General features: G+C 67.0%; 23 protein-coding genes. 11 read left to right on the top strand and 12 right to left on the bottom strand.

The window, feature by feature from the left end:
- Positions 1-14: 14 nt before the first annotated feature.
- Together ACSFB7_RS02180 and ACSFB7_RS02175 are read left to right on the top strand one after the other, a co-directional pair.
- Positions 15-1,346, top strand: a complete 1,332-nt coding sequence (locus tag ACSFB7_RS02180; protein WP_435466621.1) for an adenylosuccinate synthase — start codon at positions 15-17, stop codon at positions 1,344-1,346.
- A gap of 17 nt (positions 1,347-1,363) precedes the next feature.
- Entirely contained in the window at positions 1,364-1,888 is a 525-nt protein-coding gene (locus ACSFB7_RS02175; protein WP_013542102.1) for a phosphoribosyltransferase, read from the top strand.
- A 21-nt stretch (positions 1,889-1,909) separates the two neighbouring features.
- On the opposite strand, the gene ACSFB7_RS02170 is transcribed toward ACSFB7_RS02175, so the two are convergent.
- The 4 genes from ACSFB7_RS02170 to ACSFB7_RS02155 form a co-directional block, all read right to left on the bottom strand.
- The gene (locus ACSFB7_RS02170; RefSeq protein WP_435466619.1) at positions 1,910-2,860 is read right to left on the bottom strand and encodes a methyltransferase domain-containing protein; all 951 of its coding nucleotides are present in this window, start codon (positions 2,858-2,860) and stop codon (positions 1,910-1,912) included.
- A 59-nt stretch (positions 2,861-2,919) separates the two neighbouring features.
- Positions 2,920-3,369, bottom strand: a complete 450-nt coding sequence (locus ACSFB7_RS02165; protein ID WP_435466617.1) for a VOC family protein — start codon at positions 3,367-3,369, stop codon at positions 2,920-2,922.
- A gap of 60 nt (positions 3,370-3,429) precedes the next feature.
- Positions 3,430-4,293 carry a helix-turn-helix domain-containing protein gene (locus tag ACSFB7_RS02160; protein ID WP_435466615.1) on the bottom strand — a complete coding sequence of 288 codons (864 nt, stop codon included), beginning with the start codon at positions 4,291-4,293 and terminating at the stop codon, positions 3,430-3,432.
- A gap of 74 nt (positions 4,294-4,367) precedes the next feature.
- The gene (locus tag ACSFB7_RS02155; protein ID WP_435466613.1) at positions 4,368-4,706 is read right to left on the bottom strand and encodes a DUF5713 family protein; all 339 of its coding nucleotides are present in this window, start codon (positions 4,704-4,706) and stop codon (positions 4,368-4,370) included.
- 95 nt (positions 4,707-4,801) lie between these two features.
- On the opposite strand from ACSFB7_RS02155, the gene ACSFB7_RS02150 reads away from it, so the two are divergent.
- Complete coding sequence (locus ACSFB7_RS02150) at positions 4,802-5,995, top strand: PLP-dependent transferase (protein ID WP_435466611.1); 1,194 nt, start codon at positions 4,802-4,804, stop codon at positions 5,993-5,995.
- Between the two features lie 116 nt (positions 5,996-6,111).
- On the top strand, positions 6,112-6,315 hold the full coding sequence (locus ACSFB7_RS02145; RefSeq protein WP_056521727.1) for a hypothetical protein: 204 nt from the start codon (positions 6,112-6,114) through the stop codon (positions 6,313-6,315).
- A 107-nt stretch (positions 6,316-6,422) separates the two neighbouring features.
- On the opposite strand, the gene ACSFB7_RS02140 is transcribed toward ACSFB7_RS02145, so the two are convergent.
- Positions 6,423-7,055 (bottom strand): arylesterase, encoded by a 633-nt coding sequence (locus tag ACSFB7_RS02140; protein ID WP_435466609.1) that lies wholly within the window; start codon positions 7,053-7,055, stop codon positions 6,423-6,425.
- A gap of 36 nt (positions 7,056-7,091) precedes the next feature.
- Between ACSFB7_RS02140 and ACSFB7_RS02135 the strand changes: the two genes are divergently transcribed.
- The 4 genes from ACSFB7_RS02135 to rlmB are packed head-to-tail and all read left to right on the top strand — an operon-like array spanning position 7,092 to position 10,141.
- A complete protein-coding gene (locus tag ACSFB7_RS02135; RefSeq protein WP_435466607.1) occupies positions 7,092-7,814 on the top strand; it encodes an ABC transporter ATP-binding protein in 723 nt (240 codons plus the stop codon).
- Between the two features lie 49 nt (positions 7,815-7,863).
- A complete protein-coding gene (locus tag ACSFB7_RS02130; protein WP_435466605.1) occupies positions 7,864-8,364 on the top strand; it encodes a hypothetical protein in 501 nt (166 codons plus the stop codon).
- A 4-nt stretch (positions 8,365-8,368) separates the two neighbouring features.
- Positions 8,369-9,349: a hypothetical protein gene (locus ACSFB7_RS02125; RefSeq protein ID WP_435466603.1), complete on the top strand. Its 981-nt coding sequence runs from the start codon at positions 8,369-8,371 to the stop codon at positions 9,347-9,349.
- 45 nt (positions 9,350-9,394) lie between these two features.
- The gene (gene rlmB / locus ACSFB7_RS02120) at positions 9,395-10,141 is read left to right on the top strand and encodes a 23S rRNA (guanosine(2251)-2'-O)-methyltransferase RlmB (protein ID WP_093240947.1); all 747 of its coding nucleotides are present in this window, start codon (positions 9,395-9,397) and stop codon (positions 10,139-10,141) included.
- Between the two features lie 7 nt (positions 10,142-10,148).
- Here the strand turns inward: rlmB and ACSFB7_RS02115 are convergent, their stop codons facing one another.
- Entirely contained in the window at positions 10,149-11,351 is a 1,203-nt protein-coding gene (locus ACSFB7_RS02115) for an NAD(P)/FAD-dependent oxidoreductase (protein ID WP_435466601.1), read from the bottom strand.
- Positions 11,352-11,475: 124 nt separating this feature from the next.
- A complete protein-coding gene (locus tag ACSFB7_RS02110) occupies positions 11,476-12,066 on the bottom strand; it encodes a helix-turn-helix domain-containing protein (RefSeq protein WP_435466599.1) in 591 nt (196 codons plus the stop codon).
- A 74-nt stretch (positions 12,067-12,140) separates the two neighbouring features.
- Here ACSFB7_RS02110 and ACSFB7_RS02105 point away from each other — a divergent pair, with 74 nt between their 5' ends.
- Complete coding sequence (locus tag ACSFB7_RS02105; protein ID WP_435466598.1) at positions 12,141-12,665, top strand: GNAT family N-acetyltransferase; 525 nt, start codon at positions 12,141-12,143, stop codon at positions 12,663-12,665.
- A gap of 92 nt (positions 12,666-12,757) precedes the next feature.
- Positions 12,758-13,441 (top strand): Crp/Fnr family transcriptional regulator, encoded by a 684-nt coding sequence (locus ACSFB7_RS02100; protein ID WP_435466597.1) that lies wholly within the window; start codon positions 12,758-12,760, stop codon positions 13,439-13,441.
- An 18-nt stretch (positions 13,442-13,459) separates the two neighbouring features.
- Here the strand turns inward: ACSFB7_RS02100 and ACSFB7_RS02095 are convergent, their stop codons facing one another.
- From ACSFB7_RS02095 to ACSFB7_RS02080, 4 genes are read right to left on the bottom strand one after another with little or no spacing between them, the layout of a single operon-like run.
- The gene (locus ACSFB7_RS02095; protein ID WP_435466595.1) at positions 13,460-13,936 is read right to left on the bottom strand and encodes a DUF3237 domain-containing protein; all 477 of its coding nucleotides are present in this window, start codon (positions 13,934-13,936) and stop codon (positions 13,460-13,462) included.
- Positions 13,937-13,958: 22 nt separating this feature from the next.
- Positions 13,959-14,927, bottom strand: a complete 969-nt coding sequence (locus ACSFB7_RS02090; protein WP_435466593.1) for an aldo/keto reductase — start codon at positions 14,925-14,927, stop codon at positions 13,959-13,961.
- 40 nt (positions 14,928-14,967) lie between these two features.
- Positions 14,968-15,567 carry a chromate transporter gene (locus ACSFB7_RS02085; protein WP_435466591.1) on the bottom strand — a complete coding sequence of 200 codons (600 nt, stop codon included), beginning with the start codon at positions 15,565-15,567 and terminating at the stop codon, positions 14,968-14,970.
- Positions 15,564-16,160 carry a chromate transporter gene (locus ACSFB7_RS02080; protein WP_435466589.1) on the bottom strand — a complete coding sequence of 199 codons (597 nt, stop codon included), beginning with the start codon at positions 16,158-16,160 and terminating at the stop codon, positions 15,564-15,566. Before ACSFB7_RS02080 ends, ACSFB7_RS02085 begins: the two co-directional genes overlap by 4 nt.
- A gap of 81 nt (positions 16,161-16,241) precedes the next feature.
- Between ACSFB7_RS02080 and ACSFB7_RS02075 the strand changes: the two genes are divergently transcribed.
- On the top strand, positions 16,242-17,165 hold the full coding sequence (locus ACSFB7_RS02075; RefSeq protein WP_435466587.1) for a YihY/virulence factor BrkB family protein: 924 nt from the start codon (positions 16,242-16,244) through the stop codon (positions 17,163-17,165).
- Between the two features lie 283 nt (positions 17,166-17,448).
- Here ACSFB7_RS02075 and ACSFB7_RS02070 read toward each other — a convergent pair whose 3' ends face one another.
- Complete coding sequence (locus tag ACSFB7_RS02070; RefSeq protein ID WP_435468046.1) at positions 17,449-18,000, bottom strand: DUF924 family protein; 552 nt, start codon at positions 17,998-18,000, stop codon at positions 17,449-17,451.
- Positions 18,001-18,047 lie beyond the last annotated feature (47 nt).

Below are 18,047 nucleotides of genomic sequence, written 5' to 3'. Positions count from 1 at the left end.
GTAATGGAACGAGCATGAGCGTAACCACCGGAAGAAACGTGGTCGTCGTCGGTACCCAGTGGGGCGACGAAGGCAAAGGCAAGCTGGTCGACTGGCTGACGGAAAGCGCCCAGGGCGTGGTCCGTTTCCAGGGCGGCCACAACGCGGGCCACACGCTGGTCATCAACGGCGTGAAGACCGCGTTGCACCTGATCCCGAGCGGTATCATGCGGCCCGGCGTCAAGTGCTACATCGGCAACGGCGTGGTGCTGTCGGCTGCCAAGCTGTTCGAGGAAATCGAAGGGCTGGAGAAGGCTGGCGTCGAAGTGCGTTCGCGCCTGCGCATCAGCGAGGCCTGCCCGCTGATCCTGCCGTTCCACGCCGCGCTGGACATCGCCCGTGAGGCCTACCGCGAAAAGGGTGGCATCGAGAAGATCGGCACCACCGGCCGCGGCATCGGCCCGGCCTACGAAGACAAGATCGCCCGCCGCGCGCTGCGCGTGCAGGACCTGAAGCATCCCGATCGCTTCGCGACCAAGCTGCGCGTGCTGCTCGACCTGCACAACCACGTGCTGACGCAGGTGCTGAGCGCTCCGGCGATCGACTTCGACGAAGTCTTCAACGAGGCCATGAGGCACGCCGAGCTGCTCAAGCCCATGATGGCCGACGTCTCGCGCGAGCTGAACGACGCGCACCGCAACGGCGCCAACCTGCTGTTCGAAGGCGCACAGGGCACGCTGCTCGACGTCGACCACGGCACCTATCCGTACGTCACCTCCAGCAACTGCGTGGCCGGCAATGCCGCCGCCGGTTCGGGCGTGGGCCCGGGCATGCTGCACTACATCCTGGGCATCACCAAGGCGTACTGCACGCGCGTCGGTGGCGGTCCGTTCCCGACCGAACTCGACTGGGCCACGCCGGGCACCCCGGGCTATCACATGAGCACCGTAGGCGCCGAGAAGGGCGTGACTACCGGCCGCAGCCGCCGTTGCGGCTGGTTCGATGCCGCGCTGCTCAAGCGCTCGGCGCAAGTCAACGGCCTGTCGGGCCTGTGCATCACCAAGCTCGACGTGCTGGACGGCCTCGAAAAGCTCGAGCTGTGCACCGGCTACGAACTCGACGGTGAAATCACCGACATCCTGCCGATGGGCGCCGACGAGATCGAGCGCTGCACGCCGATCTACGAAACCCTCGAAGGCTGGAGCGACAGCACCGTCGGCGTGACGCAGTACGACAAGCTGCCGATCAATGCGCGCCTGTACCTGCAGCGCATCGAGCAGGTCACCGGCGTGCCGATCCACATGGTGTCGACCAGCCCTGACCGCGACCACACGATCATGATGCGCCACCCCTACCTGGCCGACTGAAGAGGAAAAGAAGAACCATGTTGACCGAAGACGGCAAACATCTCTACGTCAGCTACGACGAGTACCACAACCTGATCGAGAAGCTCGCGATCAAGGTGCACCAGTCGGGCTGGGAGTTCGACACCATCCTGTGCCTGGCACGCGGTGGCATGCGCCCGGGCGACGTGCTCTCGCGCATCTTCGACAAGCCGCTGGCGATCATGTCGACCAGCTCGTACCGCGCCGATGCCGGCACGGTGCAGGGCCATCTCGACATTGCCCGCTTCATCACCACGCCCAAGGGCGAGATCGCCGGCAAGGTGCTGCTGGTCGACGACCTGGCCGACTCGGGCCACACGCTGCACGCGGTGATGGACATGCTGCGCAACAACTACAAGCCAATCACCGAGCTGCGCAGCGCCGTGATCTGGACCAAGGCGCTGTCGACCTTCACCCCCGACTACTCGGTGGAGTACCTGGCAACGAACCCCTGGATTCATCAGCCCTTCGAGGGCTACGACTCGCTCGGCGCTGAAAAGCTGCTCGAGAAGTGGTCGGTCTGACCAAGCCCTGAGCCAGCAGGCTCAGGTGCGCCGCAGCATTTCGGTCGCTTCCATCGCGCTGCCCACAACGGGCCGCCGCGCGACCCGATAACGCTGCTGCGGCAGCAGCGCTTCGAAGAACGGCAGGCTCGGCGCGTAGAAAAAGCGCCCGCCCGGCCGGAGCGCCTCCAACACCTTCATGTAGCGCGCCGCATAGGTGGCCGCCGAACCGTCGCGCCGCAAGTGCTGGTGGTGAAAGTGGTTGGAAAAAGCCATGTGCGAGATCACCGTGCTCCAGCTTTGCGGCTGAAGGGGCGCATCGGCGTCCAGCCAGTCGCCTTGCCACACGGCATGGTCGGGCGCGGCGAGCCGGTCGATCCCCCGAGCATCGAGCCCGAGTGCACGCAGGTGCCGCACGAGGTGAGCGCCTTCGCCGCAACCCAGGTCGAGGATCGGCTCCGCCAACTGCCGCACGTCGATGCCCAGCACCTTCAGCTGGAGTTCGGCCCGGTACTCGCTGCACACCGGCTGCGCGAGCGAGTCTCCGAAACGCTCCGCCAGCAGGCTGGTCGACCAGCGCCAGAGTGCCGCGTGGTGTGCCGTCAGCAGGGGCTGCAAGGCCTGGTCGAGGTGCATCAGGGAGGATGGGGCGGCCAGCGTCACGCGCAGCCGCGCCAGCAGTTCCCTGTAGATCGGCGCTGCCGGCGAGCTGTCGAGGTCGGCGGGAGACAGGAACTGGTTGTGCCGGTAGGCGACTTCACCGAGCCGGCGCGCGTGGTCCGAGATCCACTCTTCGCGCATGTCTTCGTCATCCAGCAGGTCCAGCATTTCACCGCGCTTCATCTGCAGCAACCGGGTCGCCTGCGGGTCGAGCCGCACGAAGCGTTCGCGTGCCGCCTGGAAGCCCTGCAACGGCAGGCTGCCGAAGCGGGTGAACCTGTCCTGCGAAAGGCGCTGCACGGTCTCGGAAAGCGTTTCGTGGGCGTGCGGCATGGTCCTGGGGGATGTCGTGCGGGGGCGCCATCTTAGTGACGCCGCTGCGCCGTGGCGAGTCAGCCTGCGGAATCGAACATCGCGGTGTAGCGCCGCTGCATCTCTTCAGGCGTCATTTTCTCGATGCTGTGGCCCACGTTCCAGCGGTGGCCGAAGGGATCGCGGAAGACGCCGGAGCGCTCGCCGTAGAACTGGTCCTGCGGCGCCATGTCGAGCGTTGCGCCGGCAGCAACGGCGCGGGCCACCACCGCATCGGCGTTGTCGACATGCAGGTGCAGCGTGACGGCGCTGCCGCCAAGTGTCTTGGCGCTGAAGATGTTGCATTCGGCGAATTCGTCCGAAATCATCAGGATCGCGCCGTTGTGGAAGTCCAGCTCGGCATGGCCGATGCGGCCGCTGGGTTCGGTGAGGCGAAAGATTTCCTTTACCTCGAACACATCGCAATAAAAGTCGATGGCCGCGCCGGCGTCGTGCACGCACAGGTACGGAAACAGTTCGTGGATGGCCATGTTGCTTGCCTTTCTCGATGGGGATGCAGGTCGTGGCGCCGATTCTGGGGCGCCGCGCTGCTAGCGTCTTGAACGAATTTGACCTGCTGCAGCCGGCACATGCCTTGGCGATGCCGCGCCAGCCTGCCGCCAGGCCTGCGGCGACATGCCGGCCAGCGCCGAGAACTCGCGGCTCAGATGGGCCTGGTCGGCGTAGCCCGCATCGAGCGCGACGTCGGCCCAGTTCTGCAGGGGATCGGCCGCCAGCGCGAGCGCGCGGTCGAAACGCATCACGCGCGCGTATTCCTTGGGGCCGAGGCCGATGGCGCCACGAAAGAGCGCGATGAAGCGACGGTGGCTGTAGCCGCTGTCCGCCACCAAAGCCGAAATCGATGGGTTCGAGGAGGTCAATGGGCCCAGCGTGGCGGCCACGGCCGGGTGCAAGCCATGCAGGCCGGTGCGCAGAGAGGCGGCGACGCGTTGCGTCAGCAATGCCTCGAACACCTGCAACTGCAGCGCCGGTTCGCCCGCCTCATGGAGCCTTTCGAGCGCGTCCGCAGCCCGCCGTTCGCCCCACACGGCTTCGAGCGGCGTGTGGTGCCCGGCGAGCGCGTCTTCGGGCGCACCAAGCAACGCACGAGCGGCACCGGGCTGGAGTTGCGCGCCGACCGAACGTGTGGTCACCGACACATCACGCAGATAGAACGCAGCCCGCGCGCCGCCGATGATCGCGTGGCCGAAGGTCTGGCCCCGTGCGTCGTCCGTGCGGTCGAACAGTTTCAGTGGTGGGCCAGAGAGCCGAAAGACCAGATGCATGCCGCCGGTGGGCAGCACATGCTCGCGGGCACCGGGCCGCTCGGCGGGCGTGCCGTCGGGCGCCGAGGCCCACAGCAGCCGCACGAAGGGGCGCAGATGCGGGGCAGGGGGCCGTGTCAGATGCAGCATGCGGTGAGGCCCGTGAAAAGCAGGCGGTGGCACATCGGCGCATTGTGCGCCGGGCGCGGCATCGGCCGGCCGGCTTACCAGTCGCGCGGCGAGATCAATTCTTCGGTGTCGATGTCGAAGCCGTAGGCCTTCGCGATGGTCTCGAAGTCCGCGGCGATGGCTTCGCGTGCGGCGGTTTCCAGTTCGCTGTCGTTCTCTTCGAACTCCTCGGCGATGGCGTTGAATTCTTCGGTGGCGGCGTGGGTCAGCCGCAGCAGGCTGGCGTCGTCCGAAGGCTTCTGCGCTTCGATCGCCTCGCACAGGCGAACGAGGATCTGCTTGCACTTGTCCACCAGGAAATCGGGGAAGTACGCGTCCCGGTACATCTCCTGGAGGAAGGGGTGGTTCAGCAGTTGCGGATTCGTGATCGGCATGAAACTGGCTCCTGGTTTCCCGGCGATGCGCGCGGGAGCGCCAGTCTAGGGCGAGGCGTTTTCCGGGATATGACGGTCGCGCTAGCATCGGGCACATGAGCAAGCCTTCCACGACACTGATTCATCATCCCTACACCCCGCCCGACACCTTCGCCGCGCCGCAGCCCGGCGTGTTCAAGGCGTCGACCGTGTTCTTCGCCGACGTGGCCGCCATGCGCGCGCGCGACTGGAAAACCAAGGCCGGCTACACCTACGGCCTGCACGGCACGCCAACCACCTTTACGCTCGAAGAGCGTCTGGCCACGCTTGAAGGCGGCACCGAATGCCTGCTGGTGCCCAGCGGCCTGGCAGCCATCTCGCTGGTCTCGTTCGCGTTCCTGAAGACCGGCGACGAGGTGCTGATTCCCGACAACGCCTACGGCCCCAACAAGGCGCTGGCCACCGGTGAGCTTGCCAACTTCGGCATCACCCATCGCATGTACGACGCGATGAATCCGGCCGACCTGGAGGCCAAGATCTCGCACCGCACGCGGCTGGTGTGGGTCGAGGCGGCTGGCTCGGTGACGATGGAGTTTCCCGACCTGCCCGCGCTGATGAACATCTGCCGCGCGCGCGGCGTGATGACGGCGCTCGACAACACCTGGGGCGCGGGTCTTGCGTTCGCGCCCTTCGATTTCAACGACAGCGGGCAGGGCGTCGACATCTCGGTGCACGCGCTCACCAAGTACCCCAGCGGCGGTGGCGACGTGCTGATGGGCAGCGTGGTCACGCGCGACGAGCGGCTGCACCGCGCGCTCAAGCTCACGCACATGCGCATGGGCTTCGGCATCGGCGTGGGCGATGTGGAAACGCTGCTGCGTTCGCTGCCCAGCATCTCGCTGCGCTACGCCGCGCACGATCGCGCGGCGCGTGAGCTGGCGGGCTGGCTCAACGGCTGCGAAGAAATCGCGCAGGTGCTGCACCCGGCGCTGGAGGACTCGCCGGGCCACGTTCACTGGCGTGCACTCTGTGGTGCCACCGACCTGGCCGCGGGCCTGTTCTCGGTGGTGTTCGACGAGCGCTACAGCACCGAGCAGGTCGACCGCTTCTGCGACAGCCTGCAACTGTTCCGCCTGGGCTATTCGTGGGGCGGGCCGATCAGCCTGGTGGTGCCTTACGACATCGGCCTCATGCGCGACGCCAGCGTGGCGCGCTGGCCCTACAAGGGCACGCTCGTGCGCTTCTCGATCGGCCTGGAGGACGTGGACGATCTGCGGGCCGATCTGCAACAAGCTCTTGTGAGGATGTAAGAAAGCGCGTCGGCCGCCTCGGGAAGTCGGCGCCCGGGCGCTCTGAAGACGTACCGTTATCGCTTACAGTAGCCCAACGCGCAGTCACCGTGACTGCCTCGCCCCAAGGAGAAGCAGTGGCAACACCAAATTACGGCTACGAGAAGCGCCAGAAAGAACTGGCCAAGAAGAAGAAAAAGGAAGACAAGCTCCGAGAAAAGGCGAACCGCAAGCTCAGCCCGAGCAGCGATGGACTGGCTCCCGGAGATCCGGAGACCGACGTGGCATCGCTCGAGCGCGATCCCCCCACGGTCCCCGAGTTGCCCACCAAGAACGGTTGATCCGCTCCTGGCATCCCCCTCAAGAAGCCGCCGCAGGCCTGTGCCTGCGGCGGCTTTTTCTTTGCCGGCGCCACGGAACCCGTGGGGCCGCGCGGCGAGTTGCGGCCTTACTTCGGCAACAGCTTGCGCAGCTCGGGCCAGACGTTGTCGAGCAGTTGCGGCTGCGCCACCGCCGTGGGATGGATGCGATCGGCCTGAAACAGCGAGAGCGCATCGGGCGCATCGGCCACGCCCTTGAGCAGGAAGGGCACGAGCGCCGCCTTGGTCGCGCCGGCCACCTTCGAGAACACCGCCTCGAAGCGCCGCGTGTAGTCGCCGCCATAGTTCGGCGGCACTTGGATGCCGACGATCAGCACCTTCGCGCCAGCGGCCTGCGCGGCCTTGGTGATCTGCAGCAGGTTGCTTTCGGTGTCCGAGAGCGGCAGGCCGCGCAGTGCGTCGTTGGCGCCGAGTTCCACTACCACGTAGTTGGGCTTGTGCTGCGTGAGCAGGGCCGGAAAACGGGCGCGGCCGCCGGAGCTGGTGTCGCCGCTGATGCTGGCGTTGACCACGGTGGCCGCGATCTTCTGCTGCACAAGCCTTTTTTCGAGCAAGGGTACCCAGCCCTCGCCGCGCTTGAGGCCGTACTCTGCACTCAGCGAGTCCCCCAGCACCAGGATCACCGGCTTGCCCGCCGTCGTGGCCTGGGCATGCGCTGCGGTCGTCCATGTCCCCGCGCTGCCGAGCGCGGCGGTGGTCAAGATAAAGTCACGTCGATTCAAAACCAAAGCCTTTCCATGTCCCAACCCCCGTCTGATGCCATTGTCGCCGTCGAGCATGTCTTCAAGTCCGTCACCGACTCGACCGGTACGCTGGACATTCTGCAGGACATCGATTTCACCCTCGGGGCGCGGGAAACCGCCGCCATCGTCGGCGCCTCGGGCTCCGGCAAGAGCACCTTGCTGTCGATCATCGCGGGCCTCGACACGCCCACGCGCGGCACCGTGAAGCTCGCGGGCGACGACATCTTCGCCATCGACGAGGACGAGCGCGCCGCGCTGCGCGCCCAGCGCGTGGGCTTCGTGTTCCAGAGCTTCCAGTTGCTGGGCAACCTGAGCGCCCTCGAAAACGTGATGCTCCCGCTGGAGCTGGCCAACCGCAAGGACGCCCGCAAGGCCGCCACCGAGATGCTCGGGCGCGTCGGCCTGGGCCAGCGGCTGGGCCACTATCCGAAGGTGCTGTCGGGCGGCGAGCAGCAGCGCGTGGCGCTGGCCCGTGCCTTCGTGGTGCAGCCCGCCTTGCTGCTGGCCGACGAGCCCACCGGCAGCCTCGACTTCGCCACCGGCGAGCAGGTGATGAAGCTGATGTTCGACCTCAACCGCGAACTGGGCACCACGCTCGTGCTCGTGACCCACGACCGCGGCATCGCGGCCCGCTGCGAGCGCCGCATCACCATCGAGGCCGGGCGCGTGTCGCTGAATGAAAAAACGCCGGTATCGAGCGTCGAATCAGCGCTGTAAGCTATCAAATAAATAGCAGTACACATTCAAGCAAGAGGAGGAGACGCCCATGGATACGCTACCCCCCGAGGCGGTGCTCGCGCTCCAGCGCGGCCAGCTCATCGAGGCCATCAAGATCGTGCGCGAGAAGACCGGCATGGACCTCAAGTCCTCGAAGGAAGCGGTCGAGCGCTACGCCAATCGCCAGCAGGGCCAACCGGACTGGCAGGAGGGCGACTGGGGCCGTGCGGAGCCCGACGTCGCGATGCAAGACAGGGGCTTCGCCTCGATGCCGTCCACCGCGCTCGCGGCCCTGGCGCAAGGCAACAAGGTCGAGGCCGTCCGCCTCACGCGCGACGCCACCGGGCTGGGCCTGGCCGCGGCCAAGCGGCTGGTCGAGAACCACGAGAACCCGGCGGTCGGCGACTTCGGCCATCTGCCGTCGGACATGCCGCGCAACCCGATGGCCGAGCCCGGCCGCGTGCAGCCTGGCGGCTACAAGTGGCTGCCGGTAGCCATCGTCCTGCTGGTCGTGGCGATGGCCTGGCTCTACTTCGGCGGAAAGGGCTGAGGCCATGATCGTTCCCCAGTTCTGGGCCGAAGGCCGCATTCAGGAGCCGGTGGCGGGCAAGCAGCTCACGGTGCGCCGCTACGGCTGGTCCGACGAGAGCCCACTCGCCGCGCAGGCGCATGCCGACCAGCGCACCCGCGAAGCCTTCGACCGCATCGCCAGCGGCGAAAAGCTCGACCGCCGCGAACGCAAGCTGGCCTACAACGGTGCCAACGGCGTGCCGATCCGCGAGGAAATCATCGAGCGGCAGGGCGACGCCGTCATCACCCGCAACAGTTATGGCGCGCGCTGCCTGAACACGCCCGATGTGCTGTTCGTCGACATCGACTTCGACGAGCCGCTGCGTGGCAGCCTGTTCCTCTTCGCGCTGTTCCCGGCGCTCATCGCCGGCGTGGTCGGCGGCTGGGCCGCCCGGACCTGGCTCGGTGGGCTGATCGCGTTCTTCGTCGTCTTTGCCGTGGCCTACACCATCGGTCGGCGCAAGAAGCGCGGCGAGCCTACCGACAACCCCACGCCAGAGAAGCAAGCGGCCGAGCGCATCGGGCGCTTTCTTCACCAGCACCCCGACTGGCACCTGCGCATCTACCGCACGCCGGCGGGCTTCCGGGTGCTGGCCATGCATGACGTGTTCAGCCCCAATGACGCGGTGGTGGCCGACTGCTTCCAGCTGATGGGCGTCGACAAGGTCTATGCGCGCATGTGCCGCAACCAGAACTGCTTTCGGGCCCGCCTGAGTGCCAAGCCCTGGCGCATCGGCATCAGCGAGCCGATGCGGCCGCGGCCCGGCGTCTGGCCGGTGTCGCCCGACAGGCTGCCGCAGCGCAATGCCTGGGTGACGCGCTACGAAAAGGCCGCCGAAGGCCATGCCGCCTGCCAGTACCTGGAGAGCGTGGGCAACACCGCACGCCTGCATCCCAGCGCGCAAGCGGTGCAGGAACTGCACGACGAACGCACCCGCGCGAACAGCGGTTTTCCGCTGGCCTGACGGCCCCGAAGTCGGTCAAGGCCTGGGGGTGGGGATAATCGGAGGATGTCTTCCCCTAAAGTGATCTTCGGCTTCCATGCCGTGGGCGTGCGCATCAAGACCGCGCCCAAATCGGTGCTCGAAGTGATGTTCGACGCCAGCCGGCGCGATGCGCGCATGAAACAGTTCATCGCCCGCGCGCAAGAAGCCGGTGTGCGGCTGGTCGAGGCCGATGGCCTGCGGCTGTCCAAGCTCAGCGGCAGCCACGGCCACCAGGGCGTGGTGGCGCGGGTCGAACCCGCCGCGCAAATCCATTCGCTCGACGAACTGCTCGAAGGCCTCGAAGAGGCCGGCACCGTGCCCCTGCTGCTGGTGCTCGACGGCGTGACCGACCCGCACAACCTCGGCGCCTGCCTGCGCGTGGCCGACGGTGCCGGCGCGCACGCGGTGATCGCGCCCAAGGACCATGCGGCCGGCATCAACGCCACCGTGGCCAAGGTGGCGAGCGGCGCGGCCGAGACCGTGCCGTACTTCATGGTGACCAACCTCGCGCGCACGCTCAACGAGCTCAAGGAACGCAACATCTGGTGCGTGGGCACCAGCGACGATGCGCCGGGCACGATCTACCAGAGCGACTTCAAGCGTCCGCTGGCACTGGTGCTGGGCGCGGAGGGCGAGGGCATGCGCCAGCTCACCCGCAAGACCTGCGACGAGCTGGTGAGCATTCCGATGGCCGGTGCGGTCGAGAGCCTGAACGTCTCGGTGGCCAGCGGCGTGTGCCTCTACGAGGCGATGCGCCAGCGCAGCCTCTGAACTTTCGTTAGCCCTTCGATGGCGGCCCACCCTTGCGGTGGAAGTAGATGAGTTCCGCCACGCGCCGCATCTGCGGCGTGCCCAGCAGGTGGTTGAACATCCAGTCGCTCTGGAAATTGTCGAAGGCCCAGCGCAGCGTGCGCTTGAGCAGAAAGCTCGGGTAGCTGCGCACGAACCAGGTGGCCGGATCGTCGGCCTCGCCGCGCACGAAGCGCGCCACCGCCTCGCCCGCGCGCTCACCGTGCTGCAACGCCGTGTGGATGCCACCGGCCGTGACCGGCGACACCATGCCGGCCGCATCACCCACCAGCAAGGCCCGCTCGCGTGCAACCATCGGCAACACGCCGCCGCAAGGGATCATGCCGGCGCGCACCGCCACCGGTGGCGCGTCGCCCGGCGTTACCACCGAGGCGATCTTGCGCAGCAGCGGGTCGAGCCGCAGCGCGCCTGCATCGTTGTGCACCATGCGGCGCGCCAGCCCGATCTGGCTCACGCCCACACCGTCGAGCGCCCAGCCGATGTAGCCCGGCGCCAGCTTGCGGTCGATGAAGCAATGCAGCAGGTCGGGCGCCATGCGCGCGCCCTGGTATTCATGCTCGACGCCGTACAGGAAGCGCGTGTTGCGCGACAGGCCGAGCGCCTTGGCCACGCGCGAGTGCGGACCGTCCGCGCCCACGAGGTACGTGGCCGTGATGCATGGGCCCTGCGTCACGGGCACTTCCCAGCGGCCGTTCACCCACAGTGCCTGCTCGAAGAGCGTGCCCAGCCGCACGTCGACGCCGCAGGCACGGGTGGAATCGACCATCCAGTCGAGCAGCGCGGGCGCGTCGGTGGCCCAGAACCAGTAGCCGGGCGCGTGCAGGTCCACATGGCGCATGTTGGGCGCGTAGAGCCGCACGCCGTCGATGCGGCGCACGAGTTCAGGCGGAACTTCGCCCAGCCACGGCACGCTGTCGACCGCGTCCTTGACGATGATGCCCGTCGTGTGCAGCTTGGCGCCGGCGCTGGACTTTTTCTCCAACACCATCACGCTGAGCCCGGCACGCGCCGCGGCGCGGGCGCAGGCCAGGCCGGCAAAGCTCGCGCCCACCACGAGAAGATCGACCTTGAGGCTGCCGATGCTGTGTATGGCGTTGGGTGCAGGGGCCGTGCCGGCCGTCACGAAAGAAGAGGGCGCGAGAGGAGAAAAGAAGCTGGATGAAGTTGGCATGGGGCAACTGACCGAAGTCGATGAACACCGCGATCTGCGGAGTGCATGCGAAGTTAGCGACGCCATGTGCGCGCGGCGTGAAGCCTGTGTGAACTCCCGTTCGGGCGCCCACGCCCCCGTGCGACTACTCCGGGCTGGCCACCAGCAAATAGCGGCAGGCGCTGCGCCCGAGCGCCTTGAAGACTAGTGGCCGGTCGACGCCGAAGTCGAGGCAGTCGCCGGGTGCCAGCTCGAAGCGCTCGTCGCCATAGTCCACCCGCAAGGCGCCTTCGAGCATCCACAGGCACTGGCGATAGGGCTTCCCGCTCCATCGCGGGTAGCTGACCTGCGCGGAGCGCGGCAGTTCGACCTCGACCAGTTCCACGCCGCTGCCTGCATGGCGCTCCGCGACCTGCCGGCGCAGGTAGCCCGCCTCGGGGTCGCGCCAGGTTTCCTGCGCGGCTCGCGTGCGCAGCCTTTGGGGCTGTGCCTTGTCCTCGGTCAGAAGCTGCGCCAGCGGCACGCCGAGCCCGGCGGCCAGGCGCCCCAGCAGCACTGCCGTGGGGCTGCTCTGTGCGCGTTCGACCTTCGAAATCATCGCCTTGCTGACGCCCGAGCGCTCGGCCAGCTCGGCGAGGCTGAGCCCTTGCGCCTGCCGCAGGGCCAGCAGGCGGGTGGCGATGAGCGCATCGATGTTCGCGGCCGGGTCGCCCGGGGCAGGTGAAGTGTTTCTCATATGAGATTATTATTCTCCTATATTAAACGATTGGGCGTGCCACAAAACGTCCATGCAGCCTCGAAAGGAACACCATGCGTCTCGTCCCCTGCACCGAAGAAGCCCACTCGGGCGCCATCCTCGCCATCCTCAACGAAGCCATCGTCACCTCGACCGCGCTGTACGACTACAAGCCGCGCACCCCCGAGAACATGGTCGCGTGGTTCACCACCAAGCGCGCCAACGGCTTTCCGGTGATCGGCGCGGTGGACGAAGAAAGCGGCAAGCTGCTGGGCTTTGCGAGCTACGGCGCCTTTCGCGCCTTCCCGGCCTACAAGTACACGGTGGAGCATTCGGTCTACGTCGACAGCACAAACCGCGGCGCGGGCCTGGGCCGCACGTTGATGGAGGCGCTGATCGCCGAGGCCATTGCACGCGACGTGCACGTCATGGTCGGCGCCATCGACGCGGCGAATGCCGGCAGCATCGGGCTGCACGAACGCCTGGGCTTCGAGCACTCGGGCACGGTGCGGCAGGCCGGCTTCAAGTTCGGCCGCTGGCTCGACGTGGCCTTCTACCAGCGCATCCTTGCCACGCCGCTGAACCCGGTCGACGGCTGACGGTGCGCGGCGGCGGGTACGGACGTACCATCGGCAGCCCCTTCGACGCAGACTGTCCGGTGCAGACGGTTGCGATTCGGGGCAAACCCGCAATGACCACTCCCGCCCCCGAGCCGATCGATGCCGACGACCGCATGCGCCTGCCAGATGACGTGCAGCAGACGCTGCTCGACGTGGCGCATCGCAAGCGCCTTGTGCGCGGGGATTCGCTGTTCCTCAAGGGCTCGTCGCCCGATGCGCTGTTCGGCGTGATCGCGGGATCGCTGCGCGTGAGCGTGGTGGCGCCGGGCGGGCGCGAGGCGGTGATCGGGGTGCTGGAGCCCGGCCACTGGTTCGGCGAAGTCTCGCTGCTGGTGGGGCGCGAGCGCGTCTACGACACCTGCGCGGTCGAAGACACCGAGATGGCCGTGGTGCGCGCCGAAGACTTCCATCGCCTCATCGCCGAGCGGCCCGACGTGCACATGGCCTTCACGCGACTGGTCTGCCTGCGGCTGCGGCAGGCGCTGGCATGGATCGACGATGCCATCCTGATGCCGCTGCCCGTGCGGCTCGCGCACCGGCTGCTGACCGTCGACGTGCACCCGGCTTCCGCCAACGAGGCGGCGATGCTCGCGGTGTCGCAGGAAGACCTGGCCTTCATGCTGGGCGTGTCGCGCCAGAGCGTGAACCGCCAGCTCAAGCTGTGGGAAGAAGAGGGCATGCTGCGCCTGCGTTACCGCGGCGTCGAGCTGCTCGACCGCGACCGTCTCGCGGCATACACACAGCCGGCTGTTTGAACGGCGCGGTGGGCGCTGTCAGGCCAGCGTGAAGAAGCGCATCAGCACTTCGGCGGGGTGCCTGATGCCCGCGCCGACGAACATGCGTTCGTTGATCCACTTCAGCGCCGGAGATGCGGTCTCGAAGCGCGGGTTGCAACGGAAATAGACCTGCGCCGCATCGACCGGCTCGCCGCGCAGCAGCTTCGCCATCACTTCCGGCGGGGCCGAGCGGATGGCGCGGTTCTGCACGTAGACGAGATCGCCCGCATCCGTCTCGAGGCCGTAGCGTGCGTCGAGTTCGGAAAAGGTGTTGCTCGCGATCAACTGGAAGTCACTGCCGCCCGGCAGCACGCGTGCGCGCCAGCCATGGCCGATGGCTTCGCCGCCGGTGATGGGCACGACACGGTGCAGCCCGCGCGGACTGCTGCCGAACGCCTGCGGCACGCCCACTTCGACGCGCAGGTCGACGAAGTGTTCGAGCGCGGGCGTGGCGATCGAATCGAAGATGCTCATTGCCGGCGTCCGTTTGCCTGGTTCAGGCCGCCGCTGTTTCGGCGCTGGCGCGGTCCAGCATCTCGATGGTGCCGGCGTCGAGCTTGAGCTGCGTGGCCACCACGAGTTCTTCGAGCTGCGCGATCGACGTGGCGCTGGCGATGGGCGCCGTCACGCCCGGGCGTGCGATCTGCCAGGCGATGGCGACCTGGCCCGGCTTGGCGTTGTATTGCTGGGCCACGCGGTCGAGCGCATCAAGGATGCGCAGGCCGCGCGGGTTCAGGTACTTCTTGGTGGTGTTGGCACCGCGCGCGCTCTTGGCGGCATCGGCCTCGGTGCGGTACTTGCCGGTGAGGAATCCGGCGGCCAGCGCGTAGAAGTTGATCACGCCCACTTCGCGCTTCAGGCACAGCGGCGCGAGGGCATCCTCGAACACCGCGCGGTCGTACAGGTTGTACAGGGGCTGCAGGCTTTCGTAGCGTGCAATGCCGAGGCGCTCCGACACGTCGAGTGCCTCGGCCAGACGCGGCGCGGTGTAGTTGGAGGCACCGATGGCGCGCACCTTGCCTTCCTTGATCAGCGCGTCGAAGGCGCCGAGCGATTCTTCGAGCGGCGTGTTGGCATCGTCGTCGTGCGACTGGTAGAGGTCGATGTAGTCCGTCTGCAGGCGCTTGAGCGAGGCCTCGACCGCTTCGCGGATGTACTTGGGCGCCAGGCCCACCTTGCCTTCGCCCATCGGCTTGCCGACCTTGGTGGCCAGCACCACGCGGTTGCGCTTGCCGCTTTGCTTGAGCCACTTGCCGATGATGGTTTCGGACTCGCCGCCGGTATGACCCGGCACCCAGGCCGAGTACACGTCGGCCGTGTCGACGAAGTTGAAGCCCGCGTCGAGCCAGGCGTCGAGCAGCTTGAACGAGGCCGCCTCGTCCACCGTCCAGCCGAACACGTTGCCACCGAAGGCGAGCGGAGAAACCAGGAGGCCGGAGCGGCCGAGCGGACGAAGTTGCGACATGAGGATGTGTTCCCGAAGAAGCGTTGAGAAAAAGAAAGGGTCAGACGAAACCGATGGCGCCCAGCACCGCACCGGCACCGAGCAGCCAGAGCAGGTGGATGCGCGTGCGCCAGACGATAAGCGCAGCCGCACCGGTCAGCAGCCACAGGTGCCAGGCAGGCGCATTGCCGGCATGGTTACCGGTGGCCAGCACCCAGCCGGTGGCGATCAGCAGGCCCACCACCACGGGCGCCATGCCCTGCTTGAAGGCGCGCACCTCGCGGCGGGTGCGGTTGCGATGGCCCCAGCGCGTGGCGAAGTAGGTCAGCGTGGTGCTCGGCAGCATGATGCCGATCATGGTCACCAGCAGGCCGAAGAAGCCGAGCAGCCACGCCCCCGGCCCCGCGCCGATGCCGCCGCCCGCGTTGAGCCCCACGTTCCAGCCCATCAGCGCCACGAACAGCACGTTGGGCCCCGGCGCGGCCTGAGCGATGGCGACCGAGGAGCTGAACTGCGCATCGGTGAGCCAGCCATGCTGGGCCACCAGGAAGCGGTGCATGTCGGGCACGGTGGTGATGGCGCCGCTGATCGACAGCAGTGAAAGCAGCAGGTACTGCCCGAACAGGGCCAGCCAGTCGTGCCATTGCATTGCGATGGTCATGCCGGGATCTTTCGCCAGGTCCACACGCAGGCCACGCCGCCCAGCACCAGCAGCACCCAGCCCAGCGGGATCTTGAGCACCGTGATGGCCAGGAACACCAGCGCCATGATCGCCAGGCAGACCGAAAAGCCCAGCGGGTGCTTGCGCAACTGCGGCACCAGCTTGATGCCGGTGGCCGCGATCAGCCCGCCCGACACCGCGCCCATGCCGCGCAGCGCGGCCGCCACCTGCGGGTTGCCGGCGTAGTGCGCATAGAGCACAGCCAGCGCGAGGATGACGACGAGTGGAATGGTCAGCATGCCCGCCAGGGCGGCGAGGGCGCCGCGCAGGCCGAAGTAGCGGTCGCCGATCATCAAGGCGAGGTTGATCACGTTGGGCCCTGGCATCACCTGGGCCACGGCCCAGTCTTCGAGGAACTGCTCGGGCGTGAGCCACTTCTTTTTCTCGACCATCTCGCGCTGCACGATGGCGAGAACGCCGCCGAAGCCCTGCAGCGCAAGCCAGGTGAATGACACGAACAGGTCGCGCGGCGACTGGGGTTGGGCGGGTGTGGATGGCGCCACCGCGCCGGAGGCTGGGGGAGACGATTGCATGTGGAGCGATTATCGTAGGCGGACCTGCAACATGCCGGGCACCGGGCCGACATGCCCCGGGCCAATCCACAGGGAGACTCCATGCTCATGCAAATCCGCGCACTCTTCGATCTCTGCAAACGCGCCGTGGCTTCCTGGTCGAACGACTACGCGCCCAGCATGGGTGCGGCGCTGGCCTACTACACGGTGTTTTCCATCGCGCCGCTGCTGCTGATCGTGATTGCGGTGGCGGGGCTGGTCTTCGGGCAGGAGGCGGCGCGCGGCGAGATCTTCGCCCAGCTCTCGGGCCTGATGGGCGAGCAGGGCGCAACGGCGGTGCAGGGCATGCTGAAGGCGGTCAACAAGCCGGCCGAGGGCATCGTGGCCACGGTGATCGGCATCGGTCTGCTGGTGGTGGGCGCGACCACCGTCTTCGGCGAACTGCAGGACGCGCTGGACCGCATCTGGCGTGCGCCGGCCCGCGAGAAGAACAAGGGCCTGTTCAACATGCTGCGCGTGCGGCTGCTGTCGTTCAGCATGATCATGGGCATCGGCTTTCTGCTCATGGTGTCGCTGGTGGCGAGCGCCGCGCTGGCTGCGCTGGGCAAGTGGTGGTCGCCGATCTTCGGTGCCTGGGAGACGCTGGCGCAGGTGGTCAACTTCGTCTTCAGCTTCGGAATGGTCACCGTGATCTTCGCGATGATCTACAAGATCATGCCGCGCGCCAAGGTGCAGTGGCGCGACGTGTGGGTGGGGGCGGCGGTCACGGCGCTGCTGTTCACCGTGGGCAAGCACCTGATCGGCCTGTACATCGGCAAGAGCAGCGTGGCCTCGGGTTATGGTGCGGCGGGCTCGCTGGTGGTGGTGCTGGTATGGGTGTACTACTCGGCGCAGATCTTCCTGCTGGGGGCGGAGTTCACCTGGGTCTATGCGCGTACCTACGGCTCGATGAAAGATGCGAAGGGCGCGGTCGATCTGAATCCTTCGCCTACGCGGGACGTGCCGTTGGCTCACAACGACGCTTGAGGTTTTGGGGCGCTGCTGTTCAGGGCGACGCTCACGCCGACACGGTGCTCTTTTTCGCGAATGTCCCCCGCTTCGCTCCTCCTTTATTTCGCGAAAAAGAGCCCCGTATCGACGTGAGCGTTGGACAGAGCGGTCGTTGATCGGCCGCAAACACAGAGCGTGTCCCAGTGCGAATGACACCAGGTGCTCCCCGCAGCGAAATAAAGGAGGAGCGAAGCGGGGGACATTCGCGGAGGGGAGCACCTGGTGTCATTCGCACTAGCCCCGGATGACAACCGCCCAGTCAGCCCGCAAAGCCACCTTCATCCAGAAACTTCTGCTCCTCTACAGTAGACCGCCGCCCAAGCATCTTGTTGCGATGCGGAAAGCGCCCGAAGCGCGCCACGATATCCCTGTGCAGCACGGCAAAACGTTGTGTGTTGTCGTCCAGTGCCGAATTGAGTTCGACCGAACGCTCCTGCTCGTCAAGCACTTCCGAGTGCATGAACGGCAGATAGAAGAACCGGCGCAGCGCTTCATCGGCCTGCAAGTCGAAGCCCGCGTCCACCGCCTTGTGCGCCACTGCCAGCGCCAGGCCGTCTGTGGCGAGCATGTGGGGGTTGTTGCGCCATGCGTTGCGTGGCAACTGGTCCAGCAACACGAGCAGTGCCAGCGTGCCTTCGGCGTCGCGCGTCCAGTGATCGAGTTCACCGCGGGCCGCAGCCTGGTGGGCCGCCGAAAAGCGCGAGATGAACTCCGCGTCGAAAGCTTCGTTCTTGGCAAACCAGCGGTCGGGGCCGGCTTCGCGCCAGAAATCGACCACGGCGCGGGCGGTGGGGAGGGCATTGAAAGTCATCGTTGCATTCTCTTTCACGCACCCAACGCAGGCCAAAGTCGGGGTGG

Source organism: Variovorax raffinosi, assembly GCF_051216615.1.
GTDB lineage: Bacteria > Pseudomonadota > Gammaproteobacteria > Burkholderiales > Burkholderiaceae_C > Variovorax.
Note: the sequence above shows the minus strand (reverse complement) of the source record. Positions and strands in the feature narration are given on the sequence as shown.